The organism is Arsukibacterium tuosuense (genome assembly GCF_900215315.1).
In the GTDB taxonomy this organism is placed as follows: Bacteria; Pseudomonadota; Gammaproteobacteria; order Enterobacterales; family Alteromonadaceae; genus Alishewanella; species Alishewanella tuosuense.
The window spans coordinates 559,397-582,671 of sequence record NZ_OBEB01000001.1; the positions used below are offsets into that span (position 1 = coordinate 559,397).

Here is a 23,275-nt window from a genome sequence, read left to right on the forward strand (position 1 = left end):
TATGTTCCGGAAAATATTAATCGCTAACCGTGGCGAAATTGCCTGTCGGGTTATCGACACCGCCCATAAACTTGGCATTCGCTGCGTTGCCGTGTACTCAGAAGCCGACGCCAATGCCCGCCATGTGCGGATGGCCGACGAAGCCTATTTACTCGGCCCTGCTCCCAGCAAAGACTCTTACCTGCGCAGCGATAAAATTATTGATATTGCCAAACAAAGTGGCGCTGAAGCCATTCACCCGGGTTACGGCTTTTTATCGGAAAACGAAGAGTTTGCTAAAGCCTGTGCTGATGCCGGTGTGGTGTTTATCGGCCCACCGGTTGCTGCCATTACGGCGATGGGCTCAAAAAGCGCCGCCAAGAAAATTATGGCCGATGCCGGCGTGCCGCTGGTGCCGGGCTATCATGGTGATGATCAGTCCGATGACAAACTTGGCAGTGAGTCAGCCAAAATTGGTTATCCGCAGCTGTTAAAAGCCGCCTACGGTGGCGGTGGTAAAGGCATGCGGGTGGTCTGGAAAAAAGAAGAATTTTCTGACGCCCTGGCCAGTGCCCGGCGGGAAGCCAAAGCCGGCTTTGGTAATGATAAAATGCTGATAGAGCGCTACTTAACCAAGCCACGGCATATCGAAATTCAGGTATTTTGCGATAACCACGGCAATGCGGTGTATTTAGCCGAACGTGACTGCTCCATTCAGCGCCGCCACCAGAAAGTGATTGAAGAAGCGCCAGCACCGAATTTTAGCAGCGAGCAGCGTAAAGCCATGGGTGAAGCTGCGGTAAAAGCTGCCAAAGCAATAGATTATCGCGGTGCCGGTACCGTCGAGTTTTTGTTTGATGAAGACGGCTCCTTCTATTTTATGGAAATGAACACCCGGCTACAGGTAGAGCATCCGGTAACCGAAATGATCACCGGTCAGGACTTAGTAAAGTGGCAGCTGTTAGTGGCTGCAGATGAAGCCCTACCGCTAAGTCAGGATGAAGTGCAAATTGATGGCCATGCCATTGAAGTGCGGGTCTATGCAGAAGACCCCGATAACGACTTCCTGCCACAAACCGGCAAGCTGACGTATTTACGCCAGCCTGAAGCCAGCCGTTATGTGCGGGTAGATACTGGTGTGGTCGAAAATGACGAAGTATCGCCCTACTACGACCCGATGATTGCCAAACTCATTGTCTGGGATGAAAGCCGCGATCGGGCCATTGCCCGCATGCTACGCGCGCTGGACGATTACCGGATTGCCGGTGTCACCACCAATTTAAGTTTTTTAACCAGCTTAACCGAGCACCCGGCATTTAAAGCGGCCGAGCTTGATACCAACTTTATTAATCATCATCAGGACACGCTGTTCGCACCAGCCAACAAAGAAAACAACCAAGCGCTGGTGCTGGCAGCTTTATTTATTTTAGAGCAGCAAAAAGCGCCGCTGCCAAGCCACAGCAGCCCAAGCCCCTGGCAATACAGCCATGGCTGGCGTTTAAACGAAACGCCAACAGTAGTGCTGAATTTAATCCACGACGACAAAGCACAGCAGCTGACCATTCGCGAGCAGCAACAGCATTATGTTGTTGAGTTGCAGGGCCAGCAAATTTGCTGTCTGGCTGAGCTTAACGGTGATGAGCTAAGCGCTACCCTGGGGGATCATAAAACCAAAGTGCGGGTCAGCCGGTATCAGGACACGATAAGCATCTTTATTAAACACCATCGCTACGACTTTATCTACCGCACTGAAGTGACGCCGGAGCCCGATGGCAGCGAGCATGTCGGCAGCTTAACAGCACCGATGAACGGCACTATTGTCGCGGTTATGACCAAAGCCGGAGCTACAGTTAAAGCCGGCGATACCCTGGTGATCATGGAAGCGATGAAAATGGAATACAGCATTAAGGCGCCGAAAGATGGCGTGGTAAATGAGGTATTCTATGGCACAGGCGATTTAGTTAAAGACGGCGCCGAACTGGTCGATTTCAGCCCGGAGGAAGCATGAGCTTACCGCAACGCGTTCGGATAGTGGAAGTAGGCCCGCGTGATGGCCTGCAAAACGAGCAAAGCGTCAGCACGGCCGATAAAATTGCCTTAATTGACATGCTAAGCGCTGCCGGCCACAGTTACATTGAAAGTGGCGCCTTTGTCTCCCCCAAATGGGTGCCACAAATGGCCGACTCCACTGAGGTTTTTGCCGGCATCAACCGCAAAGCCGGCGTTACCTATGCGGCGCTTACCCCAAATTTAAAAGGTTACGAAGCCGCTAAAGCTGCGGGTGCCACTGAAGTGGCGATTTTTGGCGCGGCATCTGAGGCGTTCAGCCAGAAAAATATTAACTGCAGTATCAGTGAAAGCCTGGAGCGCTTTGCGCCGGTGGTTGAAGCAGCCCAGGCTGACGGCATTAAAGTGCGCGGTTATGTCTCTTGTGTGGTCGGCTGTCCTTACCAGGGCGAGGTGGCCCCAACGGAGGTGGCACTGGTGGCTAAAGCGCTACTGGAGATGGGCTGCTATGAAATTTCACTGGGCGATACCATAGGTGTCGGCACACCGAAAAAAGTTAACGCTATGCTGGATGCCGTGCTCTCTATGGTACCGGCCGAAAAGTTAGCGGTGCATTTTCATGATACCTATGGCCAGGCCCTGACTAATATTTATGTCGCGCTTAACCGGGGCATTAGCATAATCGACAGTGCCGTGGCCGGTTTGGGCGGCTGCCCTTATGCTGCAGGTGCTTCAGGTAATGTCGCTACTGAAGATGTGGTGTATCTGCTGAATGGTCTGGGCATTGAACACGGGGTAGATTTAACCGCACTGGCACAGGCTGGTTGGTTTATTACCGGTAAGCTGGGGAAGCAGCCTAGTTCTAAAGTAGGATTGGCGTTAAAGGCAAAGTGCACGCAAACTGGTAGTTAGTTAACAGCAGCAACTAAGGTTCTTCGAACACGGTAAGCACTCCGTACAACTTTGCCGAAACACGCCGTAAACCCATCCATGGGGGCTCCTGTTTTTCATCCATGAAAAACACGGTTCCGGCCAAAGTGTACTGCGCGCTTCCCTTTACTCCGAAGTAAGCGGATGCGGATGTGATTTTTTCTGAGACCGTTGAAGCCCTGGACGGGCGGAAACGAGCCCCCAGGGAGGGGTTCACGGCGTGTCGCAGACAAAAATACACGTAGCAGCAGCGAAATCGAAGAACGGCTCTAAAATTAAGTTCAGCAAAGAACAGAGGACAACAAATGGCAGGGTTTAATAAAGTCGTACACAGCTACGAAGACGCCATGGCCGGCCTGCAGGACGGGATGACCGTGATTGCCGGTGGCTTTGGTTTATGTGGTATTCCGGAAGGCTTAATTGCCCAGATTAAAAAAATGGGCACCACCGACTTAACAGTAGTGTCCAACAACTGCGGCGTTGACGGCTTTGGTTTAGGCATTTTGCTGGAAGATCGGCAAATCAAAAAAATGGTTGCCTCTTATGTTGGTGAAAACGCCCTGTTTGAAAAGCAACTGCTCAGCGGCGAGCTGGAAGTGGAACTGACCCCACAAGGCACTTTGGCCGAAAAAATGCGTGCTGGCGGTGCTGGCATACCGGCATTTTTCACCGCCACCGGCTACGGTACTCCAGTTGCTGAAGGTAAAGAAACCCGCGAAATTAATGGCCGTAACTATGTACTGGAACCCGCCATTACCGGCGATTTTGCCATCGTACGCGCCTGGAAAGCAGACCGTTACGGCAACCTGGTATTTCGTCACACCTCAATGAACTTCAACCCAATGGCGGCAACTGCCGGCAAAATTACCGTGGCAGAAGTGGAAGAAATTGTCGAGCCGGGCGAGCTGGAACCGTCGCAAATTCACACCCCGGGTATTTACGTGCAGCGCGTGATCAAAGGCAGCTTTGAAAAACGTATCGAACGTCGTATGGTGCGGCAAGGTTAAGGAGGCAACCATGGCTTTATCTCGTGAACACATTGCAATGCGCGTGGCGCAAGAATTAGAAGATGGTTACTACGTTAACCTGGGTATCGGTATTCCTACCCTGGTGGCCAACTATGTGCCTGCTGGCATTGAAGTCATGCTGCAATCCGAAAACGGCCTGCTCGGTATGGGGCCCTACCCGACAGAAGCAGAGCTCGATGCCGATATGATTAACGCCGGCAAAGAAACCGTTACCGCCATTAAAGGCGCCGCCATTTTCAACTCAGCAGAAAGCTTTGCCATGATCCGTGGCGGCCATGTTGATTTAACCGTGCTAGGTGCTTTTGAAGTTGACCAGAACGGCAACATCGCCAGCTGGATGATCCCGGGTAAACTGGTAAAAGGCATGGGCGGCGCGATGGACCTGGTCGCCGGCGCTCAGAACATCGTGGTCACCATGACTCACGCCGACAAATACGGTAACAGCAAACTGCTGGAAAGCTGCACCCTGCCACTGACTGGCGTCGGCTGCGTTAAAAAAATCGTTACTGATTTAGCGGTGCTGGAAGTACGCAATGGCGCTTTCCACCTGTTAGAACGCGCCCCGGGTATTAGCGTTGAAGAAATTCAGCAAAAAACCGGCGGCAAGCTGGTGGTTGAAGGCGAAATACCGGAGATGGTGTTTAGTTAACAACTGAACCGCAAACAAGGGCGCTGAGGCGCCTTTTTTGCTTTCTGCTTTAAGCTGGCCAACAAACTGACATTATTAACTAATTTTGTTCCGTTTAATTATAAAAATAGCATTTACTTTTATTTTCTTATCATTAGAATCCTCTTTCTTAACAAGAAAATAAAAGGATGTTAAATGAGTGACTCGATTTCCAACCCGTATGCTGCTCCGTCTGCAGAGCTGAATACACCGTTAAACAGCAATAACCTGAGACAACTGCCCCGGTTTTCAGCCTGGTGGGTATTTTTACTTAGTATTGTGACTTTTGGTATTTACCCACTATGGTGGCTTTACTCAAGAACCAGTACTTTAAACCAGATCCAAAGCAGACCTATTGCCATAGAATTGGTTTATGTTTTGGTAGTACTGTTAGTGGGAAGCTTTGTGCTCGGTTTCGTTGCAGGGTTCTCTGATACCAGCTATGCATTGATTGAAAATACCATCAGTATTGCCTACTGGATCATTTACTTAATTGTGGCTTATAGCATTAGAAACAGATTACATGATATTTTCGGGAAAGAAGGCCATAATGCCCGAATCGGGCCTATCCTGACTTTCTTTTTCAGCACCATTTATCTGCAATATAAAATTAATGAAGCAATCGACGTAACCAGCAGCAATAGCTGATTTTAAAGCATGCCTGAGCGCTTAACCCGCAGATAAGCGTTCAGGCTTTGTGGCAGCAGGTCTTTTGCTCTGCTGCTGATACATAACACATGTTCCTTCTGTAAGCGTTGCCAGTTCCTTTGGAATAACTGATTTAACTGCACAGCCCCCAGATAGCTGTTAGCTTCCGCAGCTGTTGTCACAGGCTCATTCAGCTTTTGCCGTATAGCTTCGTTTTCAATATGAATAACCCCGACCAGATGATGCTGCTGAAGTAATCTGACTGCGGGCAATAAATCAGAAAAATCTTCGTCCTGGAGTGTGGTCACGATCAACACCAGCGCGCGCTTTGGCTTCTTTGCAATCAACTGGCGGGCAGCCAACAGGTAATCAGGGCTGATATCAGAAGGATATAAATCATAGAAATGCTGCATCACCTGAGAGATATCCCGGACACTTCTGACGTTAGCCAGCCAACGTTCAGCCGCACCGAACGACTGCATACTAAACCAGTCGCCATTCTTTAATATCGAATGCGCCAGCAGTAAAATGGCACTTAATGCCGCATCAAAATGGGTCCCGACCTCTGTTTCGACATGCATACGCCGTCCGCTGTCGAGCATCACTATAACCTGCTGGCTTTGCTCTTCCTGAAATTCACGGGCAATCAGTTTTAAGCGCCGGCTTGAAGCCTGCCAGTCAATCTGATTTTGGCTGTCACCTACCCGATATTCCCGCAAATGACGAAACTCTGTGCCACTGCCCCGCTTATTAAAAACTTTTATCCCGGGTACCGGCAAACTACCGACGCCACTGAGTGCCGGCGATTTCATCAGCACCGAAAAATCGGGATACACTTTAACCCGCTGCTCAGCCGGTATATATCTTCTGGCCTGCCACAGACCACGGGGAAACTGCAAGCGGATATCCGTGCCCTCAAGTTCTACCGGGCCACGGCGGCTGGGCGTTACCTGATATTCAAACCTGAGTTTTTCCCTGGCTGCCAGCCTGCAGTGAAACTGCCGCTGCTGGCGCAGCCAGTGCTCTGGCATGCGTTCTGCGACACTCAGCTGGATACTTTGCTGCGCATGGTTTTCGATAATCAGCTGATAACTGAACTGACAATTCAAATTGAGATTATGCGGCAGAATGCGTTGCACGGTAACCGGCATAAACTGCTTGAGCCGGGTCCATTCAAGCCAAGCTGTCAGCAATAAAACCGCTAGCAGTATGGCAGCAACCGCTAATTGCAATGACACACTGGTATCCAGCATTCCCAGCGTTATAATGGCTAAAGTTATGCCAGACATAGCCAGAAGCAGCCGGTTCGACGGGCGAATAACAACCGGGTTCATTCGCGGGGCACTTCAGTCTTCATCAGAATAGCGCTGATAATGTCGTCTTCATTAGTCCCTTCCAGCTCTGCTTCGGCCGACAAAATAATCCGGTGCCGTAATATCGGCTTTGCAGATAATTTAATATCATCTGGTATCACAAACTCGCGTCCATTCATCAGGGCCCGGACCTTGGCCAGCTTAATCATATTAATACTTGCCCGAACCCCGGCACCATGCAGCACCCCTGGCCAACTGCGGGTTTTTCTGACAATATCCAGTACGTACCTGTACAGCTTGTCATCAACCAGCACCTTGGTCGCCAGAGTACGTAATTGCATCAGCTGGGTTCCATTGATCACTGGCTGCAGGGTGCTGACCTGTGCCTCGTTCGACTCGCCACCAGTGTTAAGCAATAGTAATTTCAACTCCTGCTCAAGACTGGGGTAGCCCAGCTTAAGCTTTACCATAAACCGATCCAACTCAGCTTCCGGTAACGGATAAGTGCCTTCCTGATCCAGCGGGTTTTGGGTTGCCATTACCATAAAAGGCGCATCCAAAACCATACTGGTTCCATCTATGGTAATTTGCAGCTCCTGCATCACTTCCAGCAACGCTGCCTGTGTCTTAGCCGGCGCCCGGTTAATTTCGTCGGCCAGCAATATGTTGGTATAAGCAGGTCCTTTTTTCAGTTCAAACTCGCCCTTCCCCATGTTATACAAACTGTGACCGACCACATCAGACGGCATCAGGTCCGGGGTAAACTGGATCCGGCTGAACTCAACATCGACAGATCGTGCTAACGCCCGTACCAGTAAGGTTTTGCCTAAGCCCGGCACACCTTCAAGCAGGACATGTCCGCCCGCCAGCAGCACCGCAATAACATCATCAACAATCTCATGCTGTCCTACCAGCACCTGCTGAATGTTTTGCCGTATCGCCGAGATCGTATCCCGGATCTGTTCTGTTTGCTGCGCACCTAACGCTGTCATATTGCTTTCCTTATTGTTTGCCAGAACCCTATATACTCAGCAATAGCAACGGATCTGGCAGGCCAGGGCTGATTAAAGAATTGATTAAGTTGCTGTAACGATACATTGCACCAGCTTGCTATCAGCTGCTGCTGCTCCGTTTCGGGCAAACGGGAAAAGCCCGGATAACGCCGCTCAGATAACCACAGTACATCCTGCATCAGTTGCTGTTTTAACCATTGTGCCGGCATCTGCCGCATCAGAAAGTCTCCACTGGCGTGCAGATGCTGTTCAAACAGATTGTCACGCGTGCTTAGTGGCCGCACCGGGGGGGACAGACGCTGTGCCAGCCGCCAGAACAGCAGGCCCAGGCTCAGTAACACTAAGATCCATGCCGGCCAGTTCCACAACCACAGGCGCTGAAACCACAGCAGGGTACCAGGGTCTTTCATTACCACCAGCTGCCTGGCATCAGCCAACAACGTCAGCATAAATAATCCATTGTCAGCTTTATCCAGCAAACTGTTCTGCATAAACAGCAGTTGGCTGGTAAAGGTGACTTTGCCACTGTCAGACGCAAACTGGCAGGCAACAAAAGCATCCGACGGCTTGTCGTCGTTTTCCTGTACTGTCATAACAGAGCCGGTACAGCGCTCAATGCGGGAATCAGGCATAACAGCCAGGTCTAACTGACCGCCTTTAAAGTTCGCCGTCGCCTCTACAAAAGTGTTTCTGACCATGATATGCCAGTATTGCTGCACGTAAGCTCCGGACACATCAATATCAAGTTCAAACGCTTGGGTCAGGCTGTTGCTGGCAACTTGTCTGCGGTTATCAGCAGACAATTGATACACCAGATGGCCACCGGCCCGGGTCCATGCCAGTAGCTCATCCGCTAATTCGGGGCTAAAACGCAACAGATTTTCATTGATAACCAGCACAAGATCCGCAGATCGGCCTGACGCTAATATTGGCTTCAGCTGTGCAACATCAGACAGCTCAGATAACGAGCGATCGTGTTGCTGTAATAGTAATTCTGAGGCCAGCCATGGCTGACTGATTGCCCGGCTACTCAGGCCATTTTCTTCCGTAACCAGTTGCCACTGCCCCCGGCTCAAAGCCCAGATAATAATCAGCAGTATCGCGGCGCTAAACAGCAGTAGCAGTTTTTTCATACCGTAGCAGCCTGCTGTTGCCAGCTTTCAAGCTCAGCCAGAATAGCGTCCAGGCTTGCAAGGGATAGCTGTTGATGTCCCCAGGCAATCACAATCCATGACTCGATCAGCCGGCGGGTTGTCAGACATATCTGCTCCGGTGTGCTTTGGCTGATTGCATGCAGACATTCATGTTCAGTCATAGTGACAGACAACCTTACCGGATAGTGCTGCTGGATATGATGCAGGGCAAACCGGAGCAGACATGCCAGCATTAAACGGGCGTTAGCTTGCTGATGGTAGTACCTGGCCTGAGCCAGTAAATCATCCCGGTTTATCTCAGCAGGTAAATCGGCAAACATTAGCGGAATAGTCGGCTCAACAGGCTGGACCTTAGCCATAAATGGCCGAAACAGCCGTTCATAGTTCAGATAAAGCCAATACAGTAATCCCAGTGTGACCGCAATAATACATAACCAGCCAAGAACCCCCAGCCCCTCACCAATAAATGCTAAAAAAGCCAGCCAGTCACCATCGCCGGGCTCAGTTTCCTCTGTCTCGTCCTGAACCCAACTGCTGGTATAATTTATCAGCTCTTGCTCCTGATAAATCTGCTCAATCTGCTGCCGGATCTGCTCTTTGCATTCCGGTTGATAAAGTGCCGGTGCGACAGTGTCCGAGGCATCTTGGCCGGCAGTTGCCACGGGACTGGTGTCCGGATTGGTACTGGCACTCAATGGTTGCGGCATCACACCTAAAGTAAAACACAGCAGCAGAGCAACAGTGGTTGTCGCCGCTTTTAAACGGAGGGCTATTTTGCGAAACTTTAACTCAAGGTCCCACGCCTCTAGGGCGATTCGGCGATTAATGTAAGTAAGAAAACCACCCAACACAAACAGCGGTGCGACCAGACTGTAAGATAGCAGGGTCAGCACCAGCATAATGTAACCGCCGCTGTTGCTTTCCAGTAGTTGAATACTGCTAATCCAGCCAGGTACCGCGCCAGCAGGTAAAAAACTATATACCAGTAGCGACATAACCAGCGCCAGCAAAAACTCGAGATGTAAACAAAAAACCAGCCAGTAGCCCTGGCGGTCATTATATAGTCGTTTTAACGTTTTGGTTCTGTTGCTGCGGGCGTCGCCCTGTTGCTGCTCGAGTAACAACACCGGCGCTAAAAAAGCCCGGCGCCAGGCTAACCGATACCAGGTAATACTCAGCAGCATCTGCCACCAGCCTCCAACCCGCAATGCGCCAAGACATGAGCGAATTGCGGGCTGTTCTGAAAACACAGCACGGCTGACATAGTGCAGCAACGGCCGTTCTAACAACGGCTTGCAAAGCCAAACCACTGCTGCCGCCAGCATAGGATCGGCGAGTAACGTCACCAGCAAAGTCAGCGGTAACGCCAGCAGTAACCATAACAACGACAGTGGCAGCCACATTAGCCGGTAACAACGGACCGCAAGATCAAATACCTGCCAGGGCGAACGGACTTGCGGCTCAACAATTAACTGCTTAACGTCCAAGCACTGTCCCCCGGTACAACCAGTAAAATACCGCAGCCCAGCCGATTGCACCTACGATATACTTCACGTCAGCCGCCAGCTGCCGGGGCGACCAGAACGCTTCGATACCGGCCGCCAGCACCAGCATCACAAATGCCACGGCCACAATAGGCATAACCTGATGGGCAACCAGTTTTAATGCGGTAAGCCGATCATAAATGCCAGGGACCAGTAAACTAAAACCCAAACGACAACCTGCAGCACCACTTAACACTATTGCCGTTAACTCAACCGAACCATGACCAATAACAAATGAAAAGAACGTTTCATTAAACCCCATATTGATCATATGACCGGCAACGGCTCCCAGATAAAGCCCGTTGTAAACAATATAAAATAACGCACCAATACAGAAAAACAGGCCACCGGCAAAGGTTTGAAACGCTATACCGATATTGTTGTAAATATAAAAGCCAAACATCAATACATCAGACTGAGCATTACGACCAGAGCCTGCCTCCCGGCTTGCCGGGTCATACATCTCACTGAATTTTTCAATATCCGCTGCCGACATAAAATAATTGATGTTATCAGCAGAACTGCAGACAAACAGTGCGGCTGCCAGCCCCAAGCCGTAAAACAAAATTAAATTCAGCCAAATCCATTTTCGGAACTGATAGCAAGCCTGCAATGCCCTGACACCGATTAACTGACGTAAAGCAAGCCAAACCGGTTGATTATTCTGATATAAGTGCTGCTGGCCCAGCGCAACTAATTGGTTTAAACGGGCAACTAAGACAGGGCTATATTGCCGGCTACGGGCAAGACTCAGATCGCTGCATAACTGCCGGTATGCGGCCGGAAATAACTCAGGGTTGGCAAAACTGCCTGCGCTTAGCTCTTGTTCCAGCTGAAGCCAGAGTGTCTCACGCTGTCTGACGAACTGAGACTGCTTCATACTTTCTCACCGGCGTAATAGGCACCTAATGCACATAAATAAGCGACAGGATCATCAGTTTCAATATCAAGGGCATTGATTACAAGCTCAGCTAATTCCTGTTGCCGCTGCACTGACAAGCTGCCGTGGCGTAACCAGAAATCTAAAATAACTGCCTGTTCAGAGGTCGCAAGAGGCTGTGGTGCCTGAGTTAATGCCTGGCCGCTGGTTTTGGGTAGGGATTGAATTTGCTGCTTATATACCACCATGGTGCCACCTGCCCAGTCGCCCAACCGTTTAAAGTTCTGGCTCAAGATCATTGATAGCAGCCCCAGAGCGTAACCAATGGGAAACATATCAACTGGACGCAACAGATTGCGAAGCAAAATAGCGGTAAAGCCGGCAGGCAAACCATTGTCTGCCACCACCTTAAGATTCATCCGGCGCTTACCGGGAGAAGCACCGCTGCGATATTCAAAGAAAATGTAATAACACCAGTTAAGAATAAACAATGTTACCAGCAGGATGCCTTCACCCGCCTGGCCAATCTGGCTTAACACCAGGGCAGCGGCAATAAAAATTAATGCCCGAAAGATAAAATCGATAAAAAAAGCCGCAGTTCTTACTGCAATACCAGCAGGTACCAAAGTAAGGCTGACACCTTCCGGCAATTCAACACCGATTTTATTGTCAATAATTGCAGTTGAATTCAAAAAAATATCTTACTAAATAAAAAAACGCTGACATCTTGGCGAATGCGAATTAAATTAGCAAGAAAAAGCGTCATTATTTACATTAATTTCAGCGCTTTAACCTGGCCAGCAAACTGGAAGTATCCCAACGGCTGCCGCCCATTTGCTGTACTTCGCTGTAAAACTGGTCAACTAATGCGGTAAGCGGCAAATGACTGCCGTTTTTACGGGCTTCATTTAAGGCGATGCCTAAATCTTTACGCATCCAGTCAACGGCAAAGCCAAAGTCGTATTTGCCATCGAGCATGGTCAGCGAGCGGTTTTGCATTTGCCAGGACGAAGCAGCACCTTGTGAGATCACCTCCACTACTGCCGCGCCGTCTAAGCCGGCATTCTGGGCAAAATTAAGTGCCTCTGCCAGGCCCTGCACTACCCCGGCAATACAAATCTGGTTAACCATTTTCGCTAATTGACCAGAGCCAGCCGGCCCCAGGAGCTTAGCGCAGCGGGCATAACTCATGATGGCCGCTTCAGCTTTGTCAAAAGCCGCAGGCTCGCCACCCAGCATTACCGTTAATACGCCATTTTCAGCGCCGGCCTGGCCACCTGATACCGGCGCATCTAAAAAACCAACTTGTTTAGCGCTACAGGCTTTACTGAGCTCGCGGGCTAATTCCGCAGAGGCTGTGGTATGGTCGGTCAGCACGCTGCCTGGTTGCATGGTAGCAAGCACGCCATCGTCACCGTAAGTTACTGAGCGCACATCATCATCATTGCCGACACATACAAACACCAGGCTGGCATCCGAAGCTGCTTGTGCCGGGGTGGCTGCATGACTACCACCATATTGTTTGACCCAGGCAGCTGCTTTACTGGCGGTACGGTTGTAAACCGTAACCTGGTAACCTTTTTGCTGTAAATAGCCCGCCATCGGGTAACCCATTACACCTAAACCAATAAATGCGACTTTACCTTTGCTTTCAATTGACATAAAAATGACTTATTGCTGTGGAATGATAGGCTGTTAGCTTACAAACTTAGTCAGATAAAAGAAAGCAGCTTAGTGACAACAAGCCGTACTAAAGAGCTGAACTCTCTGAACGTAATATTTAATCGGGAAGCAGAATGACCAATATTCATCAATTCAAAGTCAAAAATGGCCAGGGCCAGGAAGTCGACCTGGCATCGTACCGTGGCAAAGTCGTGCTTATCGTTAACACCGCCAGCCAATGTGGCTTCACCCCGCAGTATCAGCAGCTGGAAGAGTTGTATCAGCAATTTAAAGATCGCGGTTTTGTGATCCTGGCCTTCCCCTGCAACCAGTTTGGCAGCCAGGAGCCGGGCGACAATAACGACATTCAGCAGTTTTGTCAGCTAAACTATGGTTTAAGCTTTCCGGTAATGGCCAAAATTAACGTCAATGGCTTAAAAGCCTCACCATTGTTTGAGCATTTAAAAGACAGCGCCCGCGGCTTACTTAAAACCCGGGCCATTAAATGGAACTTTACCAAGTTTCTGATCAACAAGCAGGGCGAAGTGGTTAAACGCTACGCTCCCCGTACTAAACCCGGCAGCATAGCTCAGGCTATAGAAGAACTGCTGTAACTTTGATCTGGCGCTAATTATGATAACTTCAGCTGATCTACACTTATCCGAAAATAACGGGTCGCAAGCAAGTGTGGGGTTACCAATGAAAGTTGCCGTGTTCAGTGCCAAAAAATATGATCAGGATGGCTTTACGCAGTGGGCCGATCCCAGCCTGCAATTCAGCTATTTTGACAGCCGCTTAAATGCGCTGAATGTCAAACTGGCCCAGGGTTGCCACGCTATCTGTGCTTTTGTAAATGATGATTTATCAGCTGACGTATTACAGCAGATGTCGGCTATGGGCATTGAAATGGTAGCGCTGCGTTGCGCTGGTTTTAACAATGTTGACCTGGATACCGCCAAAGCCCTGGGCATCCGGATTGCCCGGGTCCCTGCTTACTCGCCGGAAGCGGTAGCAGAGCACACTGTGGCAATGATGCTGACCCTCAACCGCAAACTGCATAAAGCCTTTAACAGGGTGCGGGATGACAACTTCGCTATCGACGGTTTACTCGGTTTTAATATGCATGGCAAAACTGTCGGCTTAATTGGTACCGGCCGGATAGGGTTGGCCACCGCCCGTATTTTAAAAGGCTTTGGCTGCAAGCTGCTTTGTTATGATGTCGAACCAACGGATGAGCTGGCAGACAGTTATGTCAGCCTGAATGAGCTGTATGCCCAAAGCGATATTATCAGCCTGCACTGTCCGCTGAACCCGGCAACCAAACACCTGATTAATTCCGATTCACTGGCAAAAATGCGTGATGGCGTAATGCTGATCAATACCAGCCGCGGCGGCCTGGTGAATACCAAAACCGTCATTCAAGGTTTAAAAAGCCGGAAAATTGGTTATCTGGGGCTGGATGTGTACGAACAGGAAGCAGATATCTTTTTTGAGAATTTATCTGAACAGGTAATAGATGATGATGTGTTTAAACGGCTGCTGACTTTTCCGAATGTACTGATCACCAGCCATCAGGCATTTTTCACTAAAGAGGCGCTGGCCCAGATTAGCACTATTACCAGTGAGAATTTAATGGCATTTGCCGGCGGTAACGCCACCGGCAATGAATTAGTGAAATAGCGACTTAATTGATGAGATAAGTAAAAGTGTCGCTCAGGCGTCGTCGCTCATTTCATCAATTAAAGTTTCAGACAGCTCATCCGGCATAACGACCACGCCCGGGCCGTCCGCATCAGGTAACACCGCAATTGCCAGGTCGTCGCCAATTAAGCCTGAGGTCCATTTATCCAGCCAGGTTTTAACGTCAATCGCTTTTGCAGTGCAATGCTGCCACTCGCCTTCTATCCATTGTTCGGCCAGTTCGGCATGAGGCCATACCGGAATACAACGTTCCTCTTCGGCGCTTACCAATACAAAGCCTTCTTCGTCAGTTAATATCCAGATCTCTTCTAAATCGGCTACCGCCTGAATAAAGTAGTCATAACGCTGCTCGGCATCCAGTGCCACAATCCGGCTGAGTTCTTCAGTTGATAATTGGTATTCCATAATAATGTCCTGTCAGTAAATTATTGGCTAATGATGACGGATCTGGCCTTATAAAGCCAATAAAAATAAGCGCTGTATCGGCAGTTTAATGAATTGCTATAATCCCTGCCAGGCCGCACAATGATTTGGAATCACTCATAAAAGGACCAGCTCATGACGCTCCACATCGACCTTATTCCAGTACTCTCCATCATTGCCGGTATTCTGATACTGATCAAACCTAAGTTACTTAACTATGTTGTGGCTATTTATCTGATCGCCGTAGGGGTAATTCAGATTTTTGGCTTGCAATTTTAAGCGGCAAGCCCGGCGTAATTGCCGGGCCATCAGTGGTTTTAAGGACAAAAGGATTTTAGCGATTAAAACAGCCTTAAAACATCTTGCTGGCTAAATATAACAACACCGCATAGCGGGCGCCCTTGCCCAGTGTCACCAGCAGTAAAAACAGACCAAAACGAACCCGCAGGGTGCCGGCTACCAGGGTTAGCGGATCGCCGACTATCGGCAACCAGGCCAGTAACAGGCTCCAGCTGCCGTAGCGTTGAAAATGCAATTCAGCTTTGGCTAACTGCTCAGGGCTTACCGGAAACCAGCGTTTATGCTGAAAGCGTAATAACTCTTTTCCCAGATACCAGTTCAGACATGAGCCCAGCGTATTGCCGCTGGTGGCAGCCAGCCACAGCCCCAGGGGGGCATAACCTTGCTGCGCTAAGGCTAGCAATAGTACCTCAGAGGAGGCCGGTAATAAGGTTGCGGCAATAAAGCCGGTGGTAAAAAGTGAAAAATAGCCGAAAAGCATGGTAAGGCTTTAACTCATCTTAAAAAACACAGGCACTGTAGCAGATTATCTTGCTGAGTTAATAATGGGGTTGCTAAAAAAGCAGCTAGTGAAAATCCCGCGACTTACTGGCAAAGGCGGCTAATTCGTGGCTTAAATTGGTCAGGCGGCCGGCAATCACATGAGTGACCTCGCCTTCGCGCTCTAAAATGCCGTCTACCTGTAATATTTGCGCCGTTAAAAAAGCCTGTTGCTGCGCCTGCGCCGTGGCCAGCCATACCACAACATTGGCCGTACCGGTTTCATCTTCCAGCGAGATAAAAGTCACCCCGGCGGCTGTGCCCGGCCTTTGCCGCAACGTTACCAGGCCGCTAATCCGTACCGGGCTTTTATGCCGCACTGCACTTAGCGCATCAGCAGTAATACTGCGCGGTAATTTGCCGGCCCGGCGCAACAGCGCTATCGGGTGCTGCTGCAAACTGAGTCCGGTAGCAGCATAATCTTCCAGCACCTCGTCTATCTCTGACGGGGCTGGCAATAGCGCCCCCCGGTACTTCGCCGGCGCTTCTGCCACCGCAGCGCTGGCATCATCAGTAGCTTCCTGACAAAAAAGCGGCAAACTCTGCTGCTTATCCAACAGCTGCCAGCGGCTATTGTACCGGTCGCCGCTAATGGTGGTTAGTGCATTGGCACTGGCCAGGGCCTGCATATCGCTGCTGTTCAGCCCCGCCTGGCGCAACTGGCTAAGCGAACTATACCCTGCTGGCGGGCAGTGTTTTAGCAATAGCTCAGCACCGGCAGCGCTTAAGCCTTTTACCTGCCGAAAACCCAGGCGAATGGCATAATCCTGCTGATAGGGCTGCAAATCATAATCCCAGAGTGAGCCATTAACACATACCGGCAATACTGCTACCTGATGCCTTTTGGCATCTTGTAACAATTGCGACGGGCTGTAAAAGCCCATTGGTAAGCTGTTCAGTAACGCCGTATAAAAAGCGGCCGGATAATAATGTTTTAACCAGGCCGAGATATAAGCCAGCACAGCGAAGCTGGCCGAATGCGACTCAGGAAAACCGTACTCGCCAAAGCCACAAATTTGCTGGTAAATCCGCTCGGCAAATTCCAGCTGATAACCGCGGCTTAGCATGCCGTTAATCAGCTTGTCTTTAAATTGCAGCAGCTCGCCGGTTTTCTTCCAGCTGGCCATCGCCCGGCGCAGCTGATCAGCTTCGCCACCGCTAAAACCGGCCGCCACCATCGCCAGAGCTATCACCTGCTCCTGAAATATCGGTACGCCCATGGTTCGGCTTAGCACCTGCTCAACTTCAGCAGACGGATAACTTACCGGCTCAATGCCATTGCGCCGTTTTAAATACGGATGCACCATATCACCCTGAATGGGTCCGGGCCGCACTATGGCAATTTGCACCACTAAATCGTAATAACAGGCTGGCTTCAGGCGCGGCAACATACTCATTTGCGCCCGCGATTCGATCTGAAATAAGCCAACAGTATCGGCCTGTTGGATCAGCTGATATACCGCCGGATCATCACCCAGCGCATTAATGCCTGCAATACTTAGAGTTCGCTGATAATGCTGCTGTACCAAACTAAAACATTTGCGGATAGCCGTAAGCATACCCAGCGCCAGTACATCAACTTTTAATAGCTCCAGCGTTTCTAAATCGTCTTTATCCCACTGGATCACGGTTCTGTCGCTCATAGCAGCGTTTTCCACCGGTACCAGCTCGTATAACGGGCCTTCGGAGATCACAAAACCGCCGACATGCTGCGATAAATGGCGCGGAAAACCACGCAGCTCGTCGACTAACTGCACCAACTGGCGGGTGGTCTGGCTGTCCGTATCCAGCCCCAGCGTGTTTAATTGCTGCTGCCAGCTGGTTGCCGGGTTACGCCTTTGAATATTTTTAATCAGAAAATCCAGCTGGCTAACCGGTAAACCCAGAGCTTTTCCGACATCACGTAAGGCACTTTTAAAGCGGTAACTGATCACCGTGGCGGCCAGGGCTGCGCGCTCACGGCCGTATTTCTGATACAAATACTGAATAATCTCTTCGCGGCGTTCATGTTCAAAATCCACATCGATATCTGGCGGCTCCTGGCGCTCTTTCGATAAAAACCGCTCAAATAACACCTGAATTTGCCTGGGATCGACGGCAGTAATTTGCAGGCAATAACACACCACTGAATTAGCTGCGGAGCCGCGGCCCTGATATAAAATATTGCGATTTTGGGCAAACTGCACCACATCGTAAATGGTCAGGAAAAAATACTCGTAGTTAAGCTCTGCTATAAGTGCCAGTTCTTTATCAATTAAAGCTTGCACCCGCGGCGGTACGCCGTCGCTAAACCGGATTTTACTGCCCTGCTCAACCAGTTTTCGCAAGTAACTGCTGGCGGTCTGCCCCTCTGGTACCAGCTCGGCCGGATACTGATATTTCAGCTCACTCAGCTTAAAACTGCAGCGCTGTGCTATAGCGCAGCTTTCGCTCAGCCAGCCTGGGGGAAAAAGTTTTGCCAGTTTTGCCAGCGGCCTTAATGCCCGCTCGGCATTACTCAGCAACTCGCGGCCAAGCTCTCGTACTGGCTTACCCGCCCTGATGGCACTTACGCAATGTTGTAAGGCCAGCCGCTCAGGTAAATGCATTAATACCGCGCCGCAGCTTAGCTGTGGCAGCTGGTATTGACTGGCTAACTGCTGACAATAGTCTGTAAACGCTTGTTCGTTATGGGTTAACTGCCGGCGCATTGCCAGCCAGAGCCGGCCGCTGTGATATTTCTGCAGCCAGTCGCCCCAGTAGTGATCACTGTCGTTATCACCACTGGGCAGCCATAACACAAAGCAGTGCTTAACCGACATTAAATCCCATTCGGTTAGCTGATACTCGCCTTTACTGCTGCGCCTTCTGGCATTAGTAATGACCCGGCACAGCTCGCTGTAAGCTGTCTTGGTCGGGCATAACAGCACCAGCTGCAGCTTATCCAGCTTAAACACACTGCCAACGATTAACTTCAGGCTCAGTTGCTGCTCGTTAATAGCCCGGTACGCCCGCACTACACCGGCTACCGAACACTCATCGGTAATAGCCAGCGCCTGATAGCCCAGTGCCGCGGCCTGCGTTACCAGCTCTTGTGGACTTGACGCGCCCTGCAGAAAACTAAAATGGCTTTGACAAAACAGCTCTGCGTACTTCATACCTGCTCCGTGGCCATTTAACTAAACCAGCCATGGACAAACCACTGCTGGCGGGCATTGCGAAACAGCCATAACCACTGGCCCTGCTGGTTACGACCAATATAGTAATCGCGTTGGCCAGTAAGCTGCCAGCCGTCCGGGCACAACCGCTCTGGTCCCTGGCTAATGGTCACCGGTTCAGTCAGTGGCTCTGGTTTAAGTATTAAAAATGCTGGTCGTAGCACTAAGGCCGAAGGACTCGTCTGGCCTTTAACAAGAGGTAAACAGCGTTGACTGGCCTGCTCGGGTAAATGCTGGTTTTGCAAGGTTAAACCGCTAACCGCAGAGCGGCCTAAACGCGCCTGTAACAATGATAACAACTGCAACGCCGACATCCTGGCATCCTGCTGCTCAAATAACGCTCCAGTGGATCGTTGCTGGCCGGCAAAGTGATTTACATCCAGCTGTAAGCCATACACCGGCTCAGGCAAAGGCAGGTTTTCCAGTTGCAACTGGCACAGCTGTAACCAGGCAGTAGCTTTGTATTCGCCCTGAGCCGAACCGATACTTAGCTGCAGTTGCGGGCTATCCCGAAAAAATAACGTCAGTAGCAGCTGATAACACTGACAATTAGCCCGGTTGAGCTGCTGCTCAAGTTGCAATAATAATTTAGCTAACGGCTTGGCCAACACTGTACTATCGCTGATGTCGTATAACAGCTCCAGGTAACGGCTAAAACCGGGATCTGGCTGCAGATACTCCAGCGCATGATAATAATCACCGCGCAGCCGCCCCAGATAACTGAGCAGCTGACTGTCAAAGCGCCGGGCCAGCTCAGCTGGCGGCAGCGCCAGTAACTGGCCCAGAGTATGAATACCGAGTCGGATCATTTGTTGCTGCTGTGGCTCGGTTAGCTCGGTTGCCTTAAGCGGGCTGGCTTTAATCGCTGCTAACAGGCTGGCATTATCGGTGGTAATTAGATTGGCTTGCTGATAAGCCAGGCACTTAGCGGCATAAGGAGTAGCACCACAGCTGTACTGATAACGATAAGCCAACATTGCCAGCTGTTCATTTAGTGCCTGCCAGTAAGATTGAAGACCGTCATAAAGCTGCAGCATCCCATCCAACCGCAAAATCAACCCTGACGGTGGGTCGAGGGCGATATCAGCGCTTAACTGATACAACTGTTGCGCCACCGATTTTAGCACTTTTACTTGTTGTTCAGGCTGATAAGGTAGTAGCTGCAAATCCGGACACAGCGCCGCCGCACTGGCCAGGCCCATCTGTAATTTAAGGCCGGCTGTTAACGCCGCTTTATTTAACTGCAGCAGTTGATGCTGCTGGTCAACCAGAGCAATGGCTACATGCTGGCTATTTTCAGCTAAGTGTTGCAGGTTATCCAGCTGCAACGCCGGAAAATGTAAATAAAGAAACAGAGCCATCTTAGCCAGCCCGGCGCATCGGTTCGCCTGAAGTTCCACTTAAACATAGTGCCGGCCATTTTTGTTGCATGTTTACCTGAAACGGCGCCGCCGGCCAGCTGCCTTTGCGTTTAAGTACCGTGACCTGCAGCCCCAGAGGATCCGGCTGCAGGCGGATACTTAAATTTACCGGCAAACTTAAGGTCTGGCTGGCATTTCTGAACACAACCATACTGGCTGCGCCTTGCTCTGCCGCCAGTTGCAAACGTCTGGCCTGGGCTAAACTTATCGCCGCCGGCCAAAGCAGCACCGTCGCGCAACAACCACTTTGCAGGCACTGCTCAGCGGCCCATAGCGCCTGTTGCTGCACGGAAAACTTTTTGGCAGATTGATTTTTTTCAGCAGACTTTTTATGCCTGGCAGCCACGTTAGCGGTTGCCGCAGCTTGCTGGCCCGGGGTAATAATCAGTAACTGGCTGAGATCAAGTCCGGCCCCGGCCAGCATATCTGCACTTAACTCAGCCGGTGGTGCAATAAATACCAGTAAACGCTGCGAGTGTTGCTGTTGTTGCTGCAAATAAGGTAACAGTAAACGCAACTCGCCAATGCCGGCGTCGGTTTGAATATCAATCAGGCCGGTTGCCGGCAAGCCACCAGCTAACTGCTGGTCCAGCTCAGGATAACCCGAAGCAACCGCCTGATAGGCAAGTTGCTGGCTATCGCCATGCCATAACAGCTGACGCCGGGTTAGCTGATCTAATAAAGCCGACATTGCCACCTCAAAATACTGTATGTAAATACAGTATAATTCAATTTCATACCGACGCAAGGTGAAAGTTTTATTGCAGTACAGTAACAGGCTCGCAGCAGAGTGATTTTTCTGACAACATATTAAATTGTATAAACAGCAATGAATGCTGTGGTATTAAATTCAAATGGAAGATGAGTATTAACTTTTTAGAGAAACACATGAAAATTATCTGTCTGGTTTTGCTGATTATCACAACCTCGTTCAGCGTAAACGCGGAAACCCTGCGGGCAATTATCAGTGAAAGCAATACCCCGCCATATATCATGATTACCTCAAATCAGGAGTACAGCGGCCTGGTAATAGATACCCTGGAGGAACTTGGACGCCGGCTTGATGCTGAGGTTAAACATTTCCCCATCCCCAGAGGCCGTGTTGAAAGCTGGCTAAATGAAGACGAAGCGGACATTTGGTGTTTTCTTAATCCAGCCTGGGTAACAAAACCGGAAAACTTTGATTGGTCAGTATCGCTTTATCAAACCACAGAGGTATTGGTCAGCCGCCAGAACGAAACCCCCTTTACCAGCATGGCAACATTATATAAAAAGCGAATTGGTACAACACGCGGTTTTATCTATCCACAACTAGAGGCTGCATTTGCCGCCAATCAACTTTATCGAGATGATGCAATTAGTTTGCAACAGAATCTGGAGCGGTTGCAACAAGGACGTCTCGATGCCGTAATCGCAGACAGTATAACGTACCAATATTATGCACTTAAACATCAACCCTTACTTACAGCATCAACTTTTTGGTCAACTCCAGTAGATAACTACTGTGCGATTAGTAAGATTAATCCTGAAATGGCAAAGAAAATTAACAATAATTTGAGCCAGATGCAGCAGGATAATTTCTTTAAGAAACGAATTGAGCTGTATCTTTCACATTAACCCGCTGGACTAAGTTTAGCACTTCATAGTGGCTGCTATGCGCAAACATATCAAACAGCTGTACTTTTATTAATTTATAGTGCTTGAGCCCAGCTAAATCCTGCGCCAAAGTTGCTGCATTACAACTGGAATAAAGGAGCCAGTCTGGCGCCAGCCGGTCGATATCCTGACATAACGCTGCCCCTAAACCGCGTCGTGGCGGGTTAACCACCAGTAAATCGGGGGCCTTTGCTGCGGCATTAGCAAAAGCACTGGCGTCCAGAGCCTGAAAGCTGACATCAGCCAGGCCCAGCTCAGCTGCCGAACGCTTAGCGCTGGCTATGGCTGCTGGTGCAATTTCAATTCCCACTAATGTTTGACCGGGTTTAACCAGGTGCAAACCAAAGCCACCGACGCCGCAAAACAGATCCCAGATCTGCTGAAATTCACCCAACTGTTGCTGCAGCTCTGCTGCCCAGCGGGCGGCAGTTTGGTATAAATTTGCTGCCATCACCGGTTGGGTCTGGAAAAAGCTCTGCGGCTGCAGGTAAAGCGGCACCTGATTCAGCTGCTCGGCCAGCACAGTTTGCGCCGTTAGCACAATCTCTTGCGGGCCTTCCAGAATAGCTGCCGCTGCCGGCTGTATATTGACTGAGCAGAGCTCAAGTTCAGGCAATTGCTGCGCTAACCAGGGCAAATGTTTGGTTACAGAGGCCAGACAGTTTTTTGAGCGCAGCACAAAACGCAGCATGAAGCGGCCACTATGCAGGCTTTGGCTAAGTAAAATATATTTCAGTTCACCAAGGCGGCTGGCAATGTCGTAAGGGGTAAGATTGGCGCGGCGGATAAAATCTTTGCACAAAGCAAACACCGGCGCAAAGCTATTTGGATACAACGGACAATCGGCTAAATCGACTTGTTCCCCCTGAGCATTAACAATGCCCAGGATGGGATCATCCAAGGTGCCGAGCACCACCATTTTGGCTTTATAGCGAAAGCCCTGCTCAGCACTTGCCACCGGGGCCAGCATTTGCTCAGGCTGAAATGCGGTTAATAATGCTGTCAGCTGCTGCTGTTTATCAGCCAGTTGTTGTGGGTAGGGTTTTGCCAGCCACTGGCAGGATTGACAGCGTTTAGCCTGAAAATGGTGGCATTGCATTTATTATTCACTTAGCTGGTCGACCCACATTTAGCTGGTCGACGGAGGGTGTCTGTCGAATATTCTACCCGTTCATCATTTTGAAATAAACCTGCCAAATAATGCTAAATTGA

At 50.0% G+C, this 23,275-nt stretch carries 22 protein-coding genes; 9 read left to right on the plus strand and 13 right to left on the minus strand.

The genetic code is table 11. The annotated features are described in order from the left end of the window. The first annotated feature begins 1 nt into the window (after position 1). The 5 genes from CRO03_RS02595 (at position 2) to CRO03_RS02615 (ending at position 5,259) form a co-directional block, all read left to right on the plus strand. On the plus strand, positions 2-1,987 hold the full coding sequence (locus CRO03_RS02595) for an acetyl/propionyl/methylcrotonyl-CoA carboxylase subunit alpha (protein ID WP_097109995.1): 1,986 nt from the start codon (positions 2-4) through the stop codon (positions 1,985-1,987). Continuing rightward, positions 1,984-2,898 (plus strand): hydroxymethylglutaryl-CoA lyase, encoded by a 915-nt coding sequence (locus tag CRO03_RS02600; RefSeq protein ID WP_097109996.1) that lies wholly within the window; start codon positions 1,984-1,986, stop codon positions 2,896-2,898. Before CRO03_RS02595 ends, CRO03_RS02600 begins: the two co-directional genes overlap by 4 nt. A 323-nt stretch (positions 2,899-3,221) precedes the next feature. Next, positions 3,222-3,923 carry a CoA transferase subunit A gene (locus CRO03_RS02605; RefSeq protein WP_019677359.1) on the plus strand — a complete coding sequence of 234 codons (702 nt, stop codon included), beginning with the start codon at positions 3,222-3,224 and terminating at the stop codon, positions 3,921-3,923. A gap of 10 nt (positions 3,924-3,933) precedes the next feature. Next, a complete protein-coding gene (locus tag CRO03_RS02610) occupies positions 3,934-4,593 on the plus strand; it encodes a CoA transferase subunit B (RefSeq protein ID WP_097109997.1) in 660 nt (219 codons plus the stop codon). Positions 4,594-4,767: 174 nt separating this feature from the next. Beyond that, the gene (locus tag CRO03_RS02615) at positions 4,768-5,259 is read left to right on the plus strand and encodes a DUF4234 domain-containing protein (protein ID WP_097109998.1); all 492 of its coding nucleotides are present in this window, start codon (positions 4,768-4,770) and stop codon (positions 5,257-5,259) included. A gap of 2 nt (positions 5,260-5,261) precedes the next feature. Here CRO03_RS02615 and CRO03_RS02620 read toward each other — a convergent pair whose 3' ends face one another. The 7 genes from CRO03_RS02620 to CRO03_RS02650 all read right to left on the minus strand — a co-directional run bounded on the left by CRO03_RS02620 (position 5,262) and on the right by CRO03_RS02650 (position 12,825). After that, entirely contained in the window at positions 5,262-6,548 is a 1,287-nt protein-coding gene (locus CRO03_RS02620; protein WP_170948919.1) for a DUF58 domain-containing protein, read from the minus strand. 41 nt (positions 6,549-6,589) lie between these two features. Further along, positions 6,590-7,564 carry an AAA family ATPase gene (locus tag CRO03_RS02625; RefSeq protein WP_097110000.1) on the minus strand — a complete coding sequence of 325 codons (975 nt, stop codon included), beginning with the start codon at positions 7,562-7,564 and terminating at the stop codon, positions 6,590-6,592. After that, a complete protein-coding gene (locus CRO03_RS02630; protein ID WP_097110001.1) occupies positions 7,561-8,718 on the minus strand; it encodes a DUF4350 domain-containing protein in 1,158 nt (385 codons plus the stop codon). Before CRO03_RS02630 ends, CRO03_RS02625 begins: the two co-directional genes overlap by 4 nt. After that, positions 8,715-10,226: a hypothetical protein gene (locus CRO03_RS02635; protein ID WP_097110002.1), complete on the minus strand. Its 1,512-nt coding sequence runs from the start codon at positions 10,224-10,226 to the stop codon at positions 8,715-8,717. Before CRO03_RS02635 ends, CRO03_RS02630 begins: the two co-directional genes overlap by 4 nt. Beyond that, complete coding sequence (locus CRO03_RS02640) at positions 10,216-11,163, minus strand: stage II sporulation protein M (RefSeq protein WP_097110003.1); 948 nt, start codon at positions 11,161-11,163, stop codon at positions 10,216-10,218. Before CRO03_RS02640 ends, CRO03_RS02635 begins: the two co-directional genes overlap by 11 nt. Further along, on the minus strand, positions 11,160-11,855 hold the full coding sequence (locus CRO03_RS02645) for an RDD family protein (RefSeq protein ID WP_170948920.1): 696 nt from the start codon (positions 11,853-11,855) through the stop codon (positions 11,160-11,162). The genes CRO03_RS02640 and CRO03_RS02645 overlap by 4 nt, the downstream gene beginning before the upstream one ends. Before the next feature lie 88 nt (positions 11,856-11,943). Beyond that, positions 11,944-12,825 carry an NAD(P)-dependent oxidoreductase gene (locus CRO03_RS02650; protein WP_097110005.1) on the minus strand — a complete coding sequence of 294 codons (882 nt, stop codon included), beginning with the start codon at positions 12,823-12,825 and terminating at the stop codon, positions 11,944-11,946. A 134-nt stretch (positions 12,826-12,959) separates the two neighbouring features. Between CRO03_RS02650 and CRO03_RS02655 the strand changes: the two genes are divergently transcribed. Both CRO03_RS02655 and CRO03_RS02660 read left to right on the plus strand, forming a co-directional pair. After that, the gene (locus tag CRO03_RS02655) at positions 12,960-13,439 is read left to right on the plus strand and encodes a glutathione peroxidase (RefSeq protein WP_097110006.1); all 480 of its coding nucleotides are present in this window, start codon (positions 12,960-12,962) and stop codon (positions 13,437-13,439) included. 85 nt (positions 13,440-13,524) lie between these two features. After that, positions 13,525-14,505 carry a 2-hydroxyacid dehydrogenase gene (locus tag CRO03_RS02660; protein ID WP_097110007.1) on the plus strand — a complete coding sequence of 327 codons (981 nt, stop codon included), beginning with the start codon at positions 13,525-13,527 and terminating at the stop codon, positions 14,503-14,505. A 33-nt stretch (positions 14,506-14,538) separates the two neighbouring features. Here the strand turns inward: CRO03_RS02660 and CRO03_RS02665 are convergent, their stop codons facing one another. Next, on the minus strand, positions 14,539-14,931 hold the full coding sequence (locus CRO03_RS02665; RefSeq protein ID WP_097110008.1) for a DUF2750 domain-containing protein: 393 nt from the start codon (positions 14,929-14,931) through the stop codon (positions 14,539-14,541). 153 nt (positions 14,932-15,084) lie between these two features. Between CRO03_RS02665 and CRO03_RS02670 the strand changes: the two genes are divergently transcribed. Beyond that, positions 15,085-15,228, plus strand: coding sequence for a DUF3096 domain-containing protein (locus CRO03_RS02670; RefSeq protein WP_097110009.1), 144 nt, complete (start codon positions 15,085-15,087; stop codon positions 15,226-15,228). Between the two features lie 73 nt (positions 15,229-15,301). On the opposite strand, the gene CRO03_RS02675 is transcribed toward CRO03_RS02670, so the two are convergent. From CRO03_RS02675 to CRO03_RS02690, 4 genes are all read right to left on the minus strand, one after another. After that, complete coding sequence (locus CRO03_RS02675) at positions 15,302-15,730, minus strand: YqaA family protein (protein ID WP_097110010.1); 429 nt, start codon at positions 15,728-15,730, stop codon at positions 15,302-15,304. Positions 15,731-15,815: 85 nt separating this feature from the next. After that, positions 15,816-18,926 (minus strand): error-prone DNA polymerase, encoded by a 3,111-nt coding sequence (locus CRO03_RS02680; RefSeq protein ID WP_097110011.1) that lies wholly within the window; start codon positions 18,924-18,926, stop codon positions 15,816-15,818. A gap of 17 nt (positions 18,927-18,943) precedes the next feature. Next, complete coding sequence (locus tag CRO03_RS02685; RefSeq protein ID WP_097110012.1) at positions 18,944-20,347, minus strand: Y-family DNA polymerase; 1,404 nt, start codon at positions 20,345-20,347, stop codon at positions 18,944-18,946. A gap of 1 nt (position 20,348) precedes the next feature. Then, positions 20,349-21,098: a recombinase RecA gene (locus tag CRO03_RS02690; RefSeq protein WP_097110381.1), complete on the minus strand. Its 750-nt coding sequence runs from the start codon at positions 21,096-21,098 to the stop codon at positions 20,349-20,351. Between the two features lie 170 nt (positions 21,099-21,268). On the opposite strand from CRO03_RS02690, the gene CRO03_RS02695 reads away from it, so the two are divergent. Next, positions 21,269-22,024, plus strand: a complete 756-nt coding sequence (locus CRO03_RS02695) for a substrate-binding periplasmic protein (protein WP_097110013.1) — start codon at positions 21,269-21,271, stop codon at positions 22,022-22,024. Here the strand turns inward: CRO03_RS02695 and rlmC are convergent. Next, positions 21,990-23,162 carry a 23S rRNA (uracil(747)-C(5))-methyltransferase RlmC gene (gene rlmC / locus CRO03_RS02700; protein ID WP_097110014.1) on the minus strand — a complete coding sequence of 391 codons (1,173 nt, stop codon included), beginning with the start codon at positions 23,160-23,162 and terminating at the stop codon, positions 21,990-21,992. The genes CRO03_RS02695 and rlmC overlap by 35 nt on opposite strands. Between the last annotated feature and the right edge of the window lie 113 nt (positions 23,163-23,275).